Source organism: Paracoccus sp. Ld10 (genome assembly GCF_045064235.1).
GTDB lineage: Bacteria > Pseudomonadota > Alphaproteobacteria > Rhodobacterales > Rhodobacteraceae > Paracoccus.
The window spans coordinates 259,992-272,927 of sequence record NZ_JBISHD010000023.1 but is presented as its reverse complement, the minus strand read 5'-3'; the positions used below and the strand labels follow the sequence as shown (position 1 = coordinate 272,927).

Genomic DNA, 12,936 nt, shown 5'->3' with positions numbered 1-12,936 from the left:
GTCCCAGTCCCGATCTGTCATGAAAAGGAGACATGATGACCAGCATCCCCGGTGATTCCGCCCAAGACCGCAACCTGACCGGCAAGATCCTGATCGCCATGCCCGGCATGAGCGATCCGCGATTCGAACGGTCGGTGGTATTGGTGTGCGCGCATTCGGATGAAGGCGCGATGGGACTGGTGCTGAACCGCCCGCTGCCCGAGATCGGTTTCGGCGATCTGTTGGAACAGCTAGGCATCGAGGCCGAAGAGGACGCCCGCCCCATAGAGATCCGCTTTGGCGGTCCCGTTGAACCCGGACGCGGGTTCGTGTTGCACAAGGTGGCGGAGCACGGTGAAGACCCCGAGGGGCGCATGCGCATCGGGCATGCGCTGGCAATGACAACGACGCGCGACATCCTGGTCGAGCTGGCGCAGGGCTATGGTCCTGACCCTGCGGTGCTGGCACTGGGCTACGCCGGTTGGGGCCCCGGGCAGTTGGAGACAGAGATGCTGGCCAACGGATGGCTGACGGGGGATGGCGCTGAAGACCTGATTTTCGATTTGTCGCACGAGGACAAGTGGCAGCGCGCGCTGCGTGCACAGGGGATCGACCCGTCGCTGCTGTCGGCGGCGGCTGGTCGCGCCTGACCCTTGCGTCCCGCGCGGCGCCCGGGGGGTTCCACCCCCCGGACCCCCGGGGGCGGAGGACGCCGCGTTTAGGCCTCTCACCCATGGGCTGTCGCAACGCCCGGGGGGTCCGGGGGGCGGAGCGCCCCCGGCCACCGCGGGACGCTATTGGTCAGGACAGTTCGGGGAAGAACCGGTCCGACGGTGTAAAGATCTCGCATCCGTCCACATTCACGCCGATCGAATGTTCGAACTGTGCCGACAGCGATTTGTCGCGCGTTACGGCTGTCCAGTCGTCGGCCAGCACCTTGGTCTCCGGGCGGCCCAGGTTGATCATCGGCTCGATCGTGAAGAACATGCCCTCTTCCAGCACCGGCCCTTTGCCCGCGCGCCCGAAATGCAGCACGTTCGGCGGCGAATGGAATACCCGCCCGATTCCGTGGCCGCAGAAATCGCGCACCACGGACATGCGTCGTTCCTCGGCATAGGTCTGGATGGCCGCGCCGATGTCGCCGAAGGTCGCGCCGGGGCGCACGGCCTCGATCCCCTTCATCAGCGCGTCGTGGGTCACCTGCAGCAGCCGCTGCGCCTTGAGCGACGGCTTGCCCGCCACGTACATCCGGCTGGTATCGCCGAACCAGCCGTCCAGAATCACCGTCACGTCGATGTTCAGGATATCGCCGTCCTTGAGGCTCTTGTCCCCCGGAATGCCGTGGCACACCACGTGGTTCACACTGATGCAGCTGGCGTGCTGATATCCGCGATAGCCGATCGTGGCGGATGTCGCGCCCAGTTCCGTCACCCGGTTGCGGATGAAGTCGTCCAGCGCACCGGTGGTGACGCCCGGTGCGACCATCGGCCCCACCTCGTCCAGGATCCGCGCGGCCAGGGCGCCCGCCGCCCGCATGCCTGCGAAATCCCCGGGCATGTGCAGGCGGATGCCTTCCCTCGTGATACGGCCTTCGTCCATCGCTGATCCTTTCTGTCTGCCGCCCTAGATAGAGACGCGCGCCCACTTGTTCCAGCCCCGCCCGCAGGCATAGATGAGACCCACACCCAAGGGAGAGCCTCATGCAGTCCGACAACCCCACAGCCGCCATCCTGGTCATCGGCGACGAGATCCTGTCGGGCCGCACCCGCGAGGGGAACGCCCACCATCTGGCCCAGGTGCTGACCGCCACCGGCATCGACCTGCAGGAAATCCGCGTCGTGGCGGACGACCCCGAACGCATCGTGGACGCGATCCGCGCGCTGGACCGGACCCTGGGGGGCGCCTACGACCTGCTGTTCACGTCGGGCGGCATCGGGCCCACGCATGACGACATCACCGCCGACGCGGTTGCCGCCGCCCATGCGACCACGGTCGAGGTCAACCCCACCGCCCGCGCCCTGTTGCAGGATCGCTGCGACCGCATGGGCGTCGATCTGAACGAGAATCGCCTGCGCATGGCCCGCATCCCGGTGGGCGCCACGCTGATCGACAACGCCGTGTCCGCGGCCCCCGGCTTCTCGATCGGTGCGACCCATGTGATGGCCGGCGTCCCCGAGGTGTTCCGCGCCATGGTCGCCTGGCTGATCCCGCAGCTGCCCGTGGGTCGCCCGGTGCAGTCCCTGACCGTCGAGGTCCGCCGCGGCGAAAGCGAGGTGGCCGAGGACCTCAAGGCCGTCGCCGCCGATTTCGCCGACCTGTCTCTGGGGTCGTACCCCTTTCGTGATGACAGCGGGTGGGGCACGAACCTTGTCGTGCGGGGCCTGGACGCCACGCGTGTCGATCAGGCGATGGCCGCATTGCGGGCACGCATCGGGCTGTGAGCAGGCCCGACCCCGATCTGGTGGCCGCGTTCGAGGCGACCTGGCCGCCCGCCGAATCAGTCCGCTGCGGCGGGTTCCTGGTCGGGCGCGGCGCGGGTGCTGGTGGACGTGTCAGCTCGGCCATCGCAGTCGGGCCATGGGCGCATGACGATATTGATGCCGCCTGCGCGCGCCACGCCTCATGGGGGCAACCGCCGCTGTTCCGCGCTTGGGGCGACGAGGCGGACTTGATTGCCGCCCTGACCGCGCGCGGCCTGACCGCCCATACTCCGACGCTGATCATGGCGGCGCCCCTGTCTGCGCTGACCGACCGGCCCGTCCCCCCCGTGACCGCCTTTGCCATCTGGCCCCCGCTGGCGATCCAGCGCCAGATCTGGGTCGCAGGCAACATCGACGCTGCGCGCCAGGGCGTCATGGAACGCGTTTCCCAGCCCAAGGCCGCCTTGCTGGGCCGCATCAGCGACCGCGCCGCGGGCGCCGGTTTCGTCGCACTGCATGACCGGGTCGCAATGGTCCATGCGATCGAGGTCCTGCCCGCGTTTCGCCGTCAGGGCCTTGCCGGCTGGATGATGCGCCAAGCGGCGCATTGGGCGCAGGATCTGGGCGCCACGCGCGCCGGCCTGGCCGTCAGCCGCGCAAATACAGCGGCCCAGGCCACCTATGCCAGCATTGGCTTTGCCGTGGCGGGCAGCTACGCTTATTACGGCCGCACCGCCTGACCCCTGATCGACCGCACCCGGGCCGCAGGTCCGGGTGCCACCGACGGCCGCGGCCCCGGCCGTCGACGGCCGGTCAGGCGCGGCCGTCCACCCCCCCCAAGGATGTCCGGGGACTGTGCTATGTCCAGCATCCGACGCTGATCGGTCACACGGCGTCGTGTACCCCGATCGGCGCTTGAACCTGACGACCCTTCCCACAGTCATGACACGGTCGAACCGTCGGCGCCGAAATCGATCCGCAAAACAGATACGCGTTCCGGCAATCTCGGACAGGTCAAATACGGTGGCGGATCGCATCGTCGCGCCGCCCGCACAGGATCAGATCAGCTAGGCCCGCGTCGCCAGATCGAACCTTGCCACCCCAGACCGCGCCGCAAAACGACAGCCGTGCGCAGTCTGGGGCGGTGACAAGATAGGGGCCATTTGCATGCAGTGCGATCATTGCGGTGTCCGGGCTGCTGGCGATGCGCATGGTCAGCTGGAACCAATGCATGCGGAACCCAACGATTTCGGCCAGCGTGGGGCGTCAATTGACGTACTCCCGCAAGGTTATGATGCGCAGCACGTCCCTAGGGGAGTTCAGCAATGCCATGATCCGCCTTACGCGCATCACCATCTTTTAGGGCGGGCCCAGTCGCCCCGGGCGCGTCCGTCGCGCGCAGTTCCCACCTTCGACAGTACCAGCGTCATCCAAACTCCGGGTATCTGCTGGCATGACGAACCGCATCGCATCATGCACGATCACATCGCGGCTGGGGGCTGTCAGTCGCCGATGTGGCCCACGGTAATTGCCATGGGGCATGCGCCGTCCGACGACATGCGGGCACCCTCATCTGCGGGGTCGCATAGTCATTGCTCAGCCTGATCTTCCGGATCTTGCCAGTCTGTGTTCTTGAAAGCGCCGCGGGTACAGGACCGGGCGGGGATACACACGACCACGGTCCTGACATCGCGCTGCAGCTTTTCTGTCGTGGCGATTCCGAGGGCGGGCGCATGGCCCTGCACGACATGGGCCCGACGGTCCGGCCCACATTCCGCATCGACGGCACGGATCAGCGTGCATTCCACAACGTCGCTACCCGCACGTGGCGCGGCCTCTTTGCCCTGCCCGCCGGTATCGTCACAGCGTGCAGTGGCATGGAACCGCGCGCCCTGATATTGCCGGGTTTGCACCGGCAGTTTCCCGTCTTCCTGACGACCTTCCGTTGGCTGGACAGGTCGGCCCCCCCGGAGCTAATGGCGCAGCATCCTCCGCCACGCCGCGGCCGCGTCGGGGTCGACGTATTCTCCAGCAGCACCGCGCTGGCCCCAAGGCGCAGGCGCCAGCACGCTGGGGCCATACGGACAAGCTCACGATGGCGCGCCTCCGAACACATCGGCTGAAATCTCTTTCGACACGTCGCACGCATCGGCGTCCGCGTTCAGCAGTTTTTAGCATCAGAAATGCCATCGTGGCTGCAATCTTTCCGACCGCCCCCCAAGGTCCATGCCCGACAGCGTCAATTCGTCATGCCCGATCCGCATGGCCTGAATGCGCGCCGGTTTCGTCAGGGCGGGACAGCCCGGCTCCACGCTGCGGATGCCCGTCCCGTCGAACCCTACCACCGTCGTCAGTGTGGCCGCCGCCATCCGCCGCGTGTGGCATATCGTATGATGCACGCGCGCCCTGTCGATGACCTGCGACAGCGGCATCGCGGCTTCATGCGCTTGGTGTCGATAAGCATCGCCCCGCTGTCCGCCGATCGGACCCACGCACGGTTACCGCGTAGTGATCCGCGAATAGCGCATCGGTCAGGCGCTTCGGTCACTCCAACGGCTTTTCAAAGGTTCGCGCCCGCTCATTGCGCGACCAGAGCCCTGAATCCCCGACCGACCATGACACAGGTCGCTTCCGCCACGGCGTTCAGCCAGTCGGCATAGTCGCATCCCGACACGTCGATCCGCGGACAGGCGTCTGGCGGGGGCATGCTGTCGCGCGGTCGCGTATCCTCATGGCCACGTGGCCGCAGCATGCCGGTCACGGTGATCGTACGCGATCGCAGCGGCTTGGATTCCCATCGTGGTGGAGTCTGCGATCATGGCCGCGAACTGTGCGGGTGCCATGGCCCGATACCGTCGCCCAATAACGCCCCGATATGCTGCGCCGCCCTTGCGCAGGGCTGTGACGATATTGTTGTGCGCTTGAAACCTGTCCCGCGAAGTCACCGGGGTTGGTCTGGGTCGCAAGCCACCAGCCCCCACACCATGATCCCGGTGGTATGGCCGGATGCAGGTGATCAACCATCGTGCGTGCTCAGCACGGGCCGGGAGGGATGCTCGACCGTCGGGATTCATTCGTTCCGGTCAGTCGGGTGGAACATAGTGTGAAACGACACTACCATTCGCAACGGTCTGTACGCCCGTTCGCGTCCCATATTGGTCAGAGCCTGTTGGGATACAGGTGCTCGCCCGTGCCACGGGGATGCGGCAGGCACAGTGGCCCTTGGTTCAGGCCGCCCGACAGATCAGCAGGGCGCCGATCGTCAGGACTATGTCGGTCAGATGCCCCCGGACCCTCTGAAGTTCCACCATCGACGTGCGTGGTTCTGTCGCGGCCGCAGCGGGCCGGCGGCCCGTCCAGCGCCCTGCGCGCAAACACCGGTACCCTTGCCCGCCGCAGCATGGAGACAGTCCAGCAGCGTGACGGCGATCCTGACCGTCTGTTCCGGCTGCCCTATGTCCGCGTAACGGGCCAAACGCGCGCCCGTCAGGCACAGACGCTCCAACGGATGCCGGGCCATGACCTGAATCCGATTGATGGCGTCCAGCCGGGTCGTGTTCGCGAACAATAGACAGGCCGACAGCCCTCTGCGCGAACACAGTCGAACCATAGGGTCTTTCCCCGTTCAGACACCACCCGTCACCACCGCGCCGCGCCGTGGTCGCCACCGCGCGCACGGCAACGGTGAGATCCGCCATCCAACCAGGACGCACCAGCGTGTCGCGGATCAGGCACAGCGTGGGCGGGTTCATCGCATCTCCGCCGGAAAGACGCGATTGGTCGGCTGCTTCGTTCAATACGCGATAGATCGGCCTTCTTTAAATCAACGGGACGGCTCTGACGACAGGGGCACGACAGGCGCGTCTGACATTGCGCGTCCTCATGCCGATGGCCTTGGCCTCGGGCGCAATCGCAGGATCCAGCGCGATGATTCATTTTATCGACAGTAGCATCCTGGTGATGCCATGCCCCTATCGCGCGCCAGATCCATCGCTGCCGCGAAAACGTCGTCATGCGGGCCGGTTCAGCGCCCCATTCGCCCTCACGGGCGGGCGCAGCACGTAGCCTGGAGGCAATTGCTGTGCCGTCCGGCCCTTGCCCACGCTCCACTGCAGCGTCCATATCGCATTCCGCACCGTTCACTCAGATGGACGCTGCCCCCGGCTGCATGTCGCTGAGCATCGCCATGATCGCACTGCTCCCGACCGCGCCGATCACCGTCCCGCTGCGATGGATCGTCGCGCCGATCATTCTCTGTCATCCGGGCAGCGATCAACGGCTGCGGCATGTCCACCCCGACCAGCGGGCCGACGACATCACGGACGTCGCCGCCAGAACGGGGTTATCCGCCATGGCTGGCCTGCATCGCCATATCCAACGCCAAGGCAAATATTGTCTTGCGATGGGTCGGCTAGTGGTGACGGGGGCCATTCGGTCCCTCTGGCCCGGAACAAGATGGCCTGCAGCGCCTGCGGATCGGGCTGGGACAAACGCCCCATGATCGCGGCGACCTTGATTTTGTGGTCGCGGGGCATGATCTTGAACGCATCCGCCCCTTGGGGGCAGGCGACGACCGCCGTGACGGTGCCATTTGACACCAGCAACAGCCGCGACAGTTCTGACATGACCGCGCCGTCGCGCCTGCGCCACGGCGCGGACCCATACGCGCGGCGCAGACCATCACGCATGTGGTTCCTGGCCCCCCGCGTCACGCCCAGCATACGGATTCAGGCCTAGAGCTGCGGCTTGGACGGGTCGCTTATGCGCGCATCATTCCGTTGAGGATCACGGCATTTACGTCGGCCCCTGCATTGGAGGCCAGACACAGCGTCACCCCGATGGACCTCATCCGGTGCGGTCAGTCAGCCATAGACGTATCCCCGCCTGCACCGCCATGCCATGCCTGTGGCAGAGGTCGCGCCCCGCAGCCCGACCGCGATCAACCGGTCCCCCGCCCACAACTGCGCCAAGGCTCTCCGAACGATCAGGCACGCATCCGTCAGCGTCACCGCGATGATGTAGCGCAGCTGGTCACGCGCGGTGCGGGCAGATGGCGCGGCTCCGGCGATGTGGGCATTGCAGATCATCACAGGGCATGGGGCGACGGAGTTCTCTGTGGCGTGCACCTGATCTTCGTCGCTGACGTCGCCCGGCACGGCACGGATCAGGCCGACCGCCAGCGCGTCCGGATCTGCGGGTTTGGCCATCAGGGTGCCGTTAGGCCGTTGGCCGGGCATGCTATTTCTCGCCGCCATCATGTCCAGCCATGCGTCGTGGGGGGATGCGGTCGCAAAAGGCGTGTGGAACAGATGGCCACGAACTGGCCGCGCGCCGGGCGTCGTCTGTCTGGCGGACACCTCGACGGTATCCGCGCCCCGTCGCGCAAGGCGCCTGAATCGTCCGGCATGATGTCGGCACCGGTTCGGTCGGTAACCAAGATGCGGACGGACATCGACCTGCTGTCCGGTCAGACGACGCGGGTGGCGGCGACCACCCCCGGCAACCACCGCGGTCGGTTCTGCAGGCTGGCGTTGTTGTCGTCGCACACAGGCAGGGCGCGATGGGTTTGCAGAGTGCCCCCGCCAGCGGCTGGTTCATCCCCTGAGACCCGATGCGGGCGGACCCGCTGCGGCCCGCTGGTCGATCTGACGGCAAATCCTCGCATCGGTTTCCGCAACATGAACAGTGGTGATCCCCTGCCACGCCCGCTTATTGTCGGCGGCACAGGGGCCACGCCAGGCTGGCGTGACGCGGCCATCGGGGCTGACGGTGGCCAACAGGGAAACGCTCGGCCTTGCGCCGCCCTTGGCACGTTCCCCGTAGCGGACGGCGCGCCAGTTAATCGGAACGCAGGACTGCGCCGTGGACAAGACGATGACGCGGTGCGGGGCCAGCCGCGCCGCGGACTCCATGGGGGCATGCCCTGTCGCTGCCGCGTCACCCATCGGTACGGCGTTCGATAGCCGATCGTCCGCTGCCAGCCGGTTCCTGCACGCGTTGCGTCAGGTGCGGGCGATCTGAGCCTTCGTCACGACCTTGGATGCCATCGCGTTCAGGGTGGCTTGGGGCATTTGACGATGAAGGTCGCGACGTCGATCGATGAGACATGCGCCGACTGTCAGCCGCCGGAACCTGCCGGGGCCTGTCGCGTATCATCGTGATGTCGCCCCCATAAAAACGTGGTCGTGGATCGCCTGTGCCTCCGTGCTCTGTGTCTCGGCCACGCAGGGCACGGAGGCATCACGCCGCGCCACCGCCCACCGTGGCCCGTTGCGTTCCGTGCCATTCACACCGCGCAGCGTTATCGACATCTCGAAAGAAAGGCCCGCAGGTTCGCCGCCCGGACAGAACACGCATCCCTTGCACAGCGGGCCGGTCCGGGCGCAGGATCATTTCAAGTTTGAAACCTCCGCGGCGATCGAGGCCGCGATCATCGCTGGCACTTCGGGCGCCAGACCCACCGGGTCCAGCCGTGGACCGGCAAAACCCGCCTGATCCAGCGCCTGCGGCAGGTCGTCCAGCACATGTTCGGCACGCAGCGCGAACAGCGGCAGGCTGATGGCCTGACCCAGATCGCGCGCCGCGTCGGCGATGAAGGGTTCCTGTTCGACGAATCCCGCAACGACGCGGGCGAAATGCGGTGCGATGCGCGCGGCCAGCGCCATGGTGATGTCGTGGCTGGCCTGCCCGCGCTGCGACCCGTGCGCCGACAGCAGCAGCGTCGTGTCCGACAGCGCCCAGCCCTGTGCATCGGCCGCCTGACGGGCCTTTTCGACGACCAGCGCATCCAGGCCCGGATCGGTGCCAAAGGGGCGCATGATATGCGCACCCGGCGCCCCGGCCTGGGTCAGGCGGCGGGGCAGTTCGATGCCGGTGAACCAGCCCTCGGCCATGAACATCGGATAGATGATGCAGTCACTGCGGCAGGTGCCGGGCAGGGCGTCAGGGTCGGCCAGGGTCGCGCCCAGCACCTCGACGCCCGGGGCATGGGCAGCAACTTGGGCGGCCAGCGCCTCGATCGCCTGCTGTTGGGGGGCGGGGTCGCCGGGCTGGCCGTGCGAGACGATGACGGCGCGCGACAGGGTCTGCGGTTGGTCGGCGTCGTGGAAATACTGCGCCAGCGCGTCGGGCATCGGAAATTCGGCCAGCGCGCGGGCGCGGGCATCGGCGGACATCTTGCGGGCGGTCTTTTCGATGATGCGGGGGATCTTGTGGTCGGGCTGTTCGGCCATGAAATCGCCCAGATACCAGCGGATGAAGGTGAAGCAGATCACATCCTCCAGCGCCTGAACCCGAGGATCGCGCTTGATGCCCTGTTTCGTCAGCATCCTGCGCGCGTGGTCGATGTCGTCGGTGGAATAGCCCGCATCCGCCATGATGCCCGCAATGCGGTCGGCATGCCGCCGTCCCTGTTCCTGGCGCCATGCCAGATAGCCGGGGCGGTTCATCGGATAGTCACTGCGCGGCAGCAGCCACCGTTCGACATGCTGTCCCCGGCAGGCGATGCGCAGGGCATCATCGGCGTCGGGGAACAGGCGTTGCTGTTCCGCGGTCATCCGCTGGCCATAGAGCAGGTTGGCGGGTTGCCCGTCATCCAGATTAGGGTCCTGTGCATTGGCGGCGTCGATGGCGGTAAAGGCGTGGTCGAGGCGGGTCATCGCGGGCTCCGGCTGGTTTCGGGCAACTGTGCGCATGGGGGGGCGGGGTGGCAAGCGCCGAAGGGTGCCGCCCGGCGCAGGGCGCGCAAACAAGTATCAGGGCAGGGCAAAGAGATCCGGAATGTCCTGCCGCTCGTCCAGCAGGATCTGTGCCGTCAGGTCGGCGATCAGCGGGGCCATGCCAAAGCCGATCTTGAAACCGCCATTGGCGATCAGGTGGCCGGGGCGACCGGGCCACGGGGCCAGAACCGGCGCGCGTGACCGGGCACGGGGGCGCAGACCCGCCCAGATGTCGAGGACGGGCGCGTCCGCCAGCGCCGGACAGATCGCTGTGGCGCGGGTCAGCAGGGCCTGGGCCTGGTCGTCGGGCGCATCATGGTCCCAGGTGTTTTCCGAGGTCGAGCCGATGGCCGTGGTGCCGTCGGCATGGGGGACGATGTGCAGCCCGTCGGCAAAGACCTGGGGGCTGTCGGGGGCAGCGTGCGACAGCAGCAGCGATTGTCCCTTGACCCCTTGGCCGATCTTGCGGTCCAGCGCGGTGGTCAGCGCCATCAGGCCCGCCGTGCCGGTGGCCCAGATCGTGGGGGCGTGGTCGTCGGGGGCAGGGGTGTGTTCATGGACTTGGCCGCCCCCGGCGCGGATTGCCGCGGCCAGCGCCTGCAGGGCGGCGCGTGGGTTCAGGCGGGCGGTCAGGCCGTCGGTCAGCCACAGCCCGGTGGGGCTGGGCGGGATCAGTGGGCCGTGCGGGTCGTGGGTCAGGGCCATGCCCATGGCGGCGGGCCATTGCCGCGCGGCGGCCGCGATTCGGTCGGGCAGGCGGGCGGCGGTGTCCGCGTCGGGCACGGGCTGCAGGCGGCCTGTGCGGGCATAGCCGGTGGGCAGGCGGGATGCCTGTTCGACACCCGCCCAAAAGGCGGGGGCGGCCAGCAGGCTGTCCAACTGCAGCTGTTTCTTGGTGTTCCAGGGGTCGGGTGCGTGGGGGGCCAGTGCGCCGACATGCCCGCCGGATGACCCCGCGCCGATGGTCGCCGCCTCGAAAACCGTGACGCGCGCACCGCGCCGGATCAGCGCCCACGCGCATGCCAGCCCAAAGATGCCGCCGCCCGCCACATGGATCACCCTTGCCAAAGCCGCGCCCTTTCCCGACAGATGTGCCATGAGCGACCTAACCCATCCCCGCCCCGATGACGAGCCTGCGCTGGACTGGTGCGACGGTGGCGTTCCCGTGTCGCAGCAGTTCGACGACCCCTATTTCAGTCTGGGCGGCGGCCTGGACGAGACGCGGCACGTATTTCTGGCGGGCAACGACCTGCCCGCGCGGCTGACGCCGGGGTTCCACGTGGCCGAGACGGGGTTCGGCACCGGGCTGAACGCGCTGGCCCTGGCGCAGGTGGCCATGGTGCCGGTGCGGATGACCAGCTTTGAGGCATGGCCGTTAAGCCGCGCCCAGCTGGAACAGGCCCATGCAGCCTTTCCCGATCTGGCCGACCTTGCGGCGCAACTGCGCGACGGCTGGGGGCAGGGGACGGTCCGGGTGGGGCAGGTCGACCTGACGGTGATCCTGGGCGATGTGCGCGATACGTTGCCCGCGTGGGGGCAGGCGGCGGATGCGTGGTTTCTGGACGGGTTTTCCCCCGCCAAGAACCCGCAGATGTGGGGGGCGGATGTGATGGCGCAGGTGTGCGCGCATACCGCGCCCGGCGGCACCTTCGCGACCTATACCGCCGCGGGCCATGTCCGCCAATCGCTGTCGGATGCGGGGTTCGACGTCGTCCGCAGCCCCGGTTTCGGGCGCAAGCGCCACATGAGCCGGGGGCGGCTGACCGCGCAAAACGGCTGAATCCGGCGTGCCGGACTGGCAATCGGGTCGGGCAGGACCTATCTGCGGGACCGGACACCCGTGCGCGGCCCGCGCTCTTGTCCCCGAACTCACCTATAGGAGAGGCGCATGGGCGCGATCATCGACATCGACCACCTGTCCAAGGAATACGGCAGCGGCACCAAGGCGCTGGACGACGTGACCCTGTCCATCGACGAGGGAGAGATCATCGCCCTGCTGGGCCCCAACGGGGCGGGAAAGACCACGTTGATTTCCATCATCTGCGGGCTGGTGGTACCGACCGGCGGCACGGTCCGCGTGGGCGGGCACGACATCCGCACCGACTGGCGCGCCGCGCGCAAGCTGATCGGCCTGGTCCCCCAGGAGATCGCGCTGGAGCCGTTCGAAAAGGTCATCAACTGCGTCCGCTTTACCCGCGGGCTGTACGGCATGCCCCCGGACGATGCCTATATCGAACGCATCCTGCGGTCGCTGTCGCTGTGGGACAAGCGCGACGCCGCCACGCGCGAGCTGTCGGGCGGCATGAAGCGCCGTGTGCTGATCGCCAAGGCGCTGTCGCACCAGCCCAAGGTGCTGTTCCTGGACGAGCCGACCGCCGGCGTCGATGTGGCCCTGCGGCGCGAGATGTGGCAGGTGGTGGGCGATCTGCGCCGCGAGGGTGTGACGATCATCCTGACCACGCATTATCTGGAAGAGGCCGAAGAGATGGCGGACCGCATCGGCGTCATCGCCAAGGGCCGCCTGCTGCTGGTCAAGCCCACCGCCGACCTGATGGGCGATTTCGGGAAAAAGACCCTGTCCATCGAACTGGATCAGCCCCTGACCGCGATCCCCGACGATCTGGGCGGGCGCGGGCTGACCCTGTCGGATGACGGGCGGCGGCTGTCGTTCGAATACGACACGCGGGCCGAACGCACCGGCATCGCGCGCCTGCTGGGCGACCTGGCAACACACGGCATCACCGTGCGCGACGTGTCCACGCGGCAATCCAGCCTTGAGGACGTCTTTCTGTCTCTGGTCTCCGAGGACGCGGCATGAA

13 protein-coding genes are annotated in these 12,936 nt (G+C 67.4%); 5 read left to right on the top strand and 8 right to left on the bottom strand.

Features of this window, described 5'->3' with window-relative positions:
• The first annotated feature begins 32 nt into the window (after positions 1–32).
• Positions 33–629: a YqgE/AlgH family protein gene (locus ACJJVR_RS06665; protein WP_405403211.1), complete on the top strand. Its 597-nt coding sequence runs from the start codon at positions 33–35 to the stop codon at positions 627–629.
• A gap of 151 nt (positions 630–780) precedes the next feature.
• On the opposite strand, the gene map is transcribed toward ACJJVR_RS06665, so the two are convergent.
• Complete coding sequence (map, locus tag ACJJVR_RS06660) at positions 781–1,578, bottom strand: type I methionyl aminopeptidase (protein WP_405403210.1); 798 nt, start codon at positions 1,576–1,578, stop codon at positions 781–783.
• A 101-nt stretch (positions 1,579–1,679) separates the two neighbouring features.
• On the opposite strand from map, the gene ACJJVR_RS06655 reads away from it, so the two are divergent.
• A complete protein-coding gene (locus tag ACJJVR_RS06655; RefSeq protein ID WP_405403209.1) occupies positions 1,680–2,420 on the top strand; it encodes a competence/damage-inducible protein A in 741 nt (246 codons plus the stop codon).
• Entirely contained in the window at positions 2,417–3,139 is a 723-nt protein-coding gene (locus tag ACJJVR_RS06650) for a GNAT family N-acetyltransferase (protein WP_405403208.1), read from the top strand. The genes ACJJVR_RS06655 and ACJJVR_RS06650 overlap by 4 nt, the downstream gene beginning before the upstream one ends.
• Positions 3,140–3,413: 274 nt before the next feature.
• On the opposite strand, the gene ACJJVR_RS06645 is transcribed toward ACJJVR_RS06650, so the two are convergent.
• From ACJJVR_RS06645 to ACJJVR_RS06615, 7 genes are all read right to left on the bottom strand, one after another.
• Complete coding sequence (locus tag ACJJVR_RS06645; RefSeq protein ID WP_405403207.1) at positions 3,414–3,632, bottom strand: hypothetical protein; 219 nt, start codon at positions 3,630–3,632, stop codon at positions 3,414–3,416.
• A gap of 944 nt (positions 3,633–4,576) precedes the next feature.
• Positions 4,577–4,831 (bottom strand): hypothetical protein, encoded by a 255-nt coding sequence (locus tag ACJJVR_RS06640; protein WP_405403206.1) that lies wholly within the window; start codon positions 4,829–4,831, stop codon positions 4,577–4,579.
• Positions 4,832–4,977: 146 nt separating this feature from the next.
• Entirely contained in the window at positions 4,978–5,106 is a 129-nt protein-coding gene (locus ACJJVR_RS06635; protein WP_405403203.1) for a hypothetical protein, read from the bottom strand.
• A 1,609-nt stretch (positions 5,107–6,715) separates the two neighbouring features.
• On the bottom strand, positions 6,716–7,087 hold the full coding sequence (locus ACJJVR_RS06630; RefSeq protein ID WP_405403202.1) for a hypothetical protein: 372 nt from the start codon (positions 7,085–7,087) through the stop codon (positions 6,716–6,718).
• 174 nt (positions 7,088–7,261) lie between these two features.
• On the bottom strand, positions 7,262–7,606 hold the full coding sequence (locus tag ACJJVR_RS06625) for a hypothetical protein (protein ID WP_405403201.1): 345 nt from the start codon (positions 7,604–7,606) through the stop codon (positions 7,262–7,264).
• 1,182 nt (positions 7,607–8,788) lie between these two features.
• Entirely contained in the window at positions 8,789–10,057 is a 1,269-nt protein-coding gene (locus ACJJVR_RS06620; RefSeq protein ID WP_405403200.1) for a DUF4202 family protein, read from the bottom strand.
• 96 nt (positions 10,058–10,153) lie between these two features.
• Positions 10,154–11,215, bottom strand: coding sequence for an NAD(P)/FAD-dependent oxidoreductase (locus tag ACJJVR_RS06615; protein ID WP_405403198.1), 1,062 nt, complete (start codon positions 11,213–11,215; stop codon positions 10,154–10,156).
• Between ACJJVR_RS06615 and mnmD the strand changes: the two genes are divergently transcribed.
• Together mnmD and ACJJVR_RS06605 are read left to right on the top strand one after the other, a co-directional pair.
• Positions 11,214–11,897, top strand: a complete 684-nt coding sequence (mnmD, locus tag ACJJVR_RS06610; RefSeq protein WP_405403197.1) for a tRNA (5-methylaminomethyl-2-thiouridine)(34)-methyltransferase MnmD — start codon at positions 11,214–11,216, stop codon at positions 11,895–11,897. The genes ACJJVR_RS06615 and mnmD overlap by 2 nt on opposite strands.
• Before the next feature lie 108 nt (positions 11,898–12,005).
• Positions 12,006–12,935 carry an ABC transporter ATP-binding protein gene (locus tag ACJJVR_RS06605; RefSeq protein WP_405403195.1) on the top strand — a complete coding sequence of 310 codons (930 nt, stop codon included), beginning with the start codon at positions 12,006–12,008 and terminating at the stop codon, positions 12,933–12,935.
• Position 12,936 lies beyond the last annotated feature (1 nt).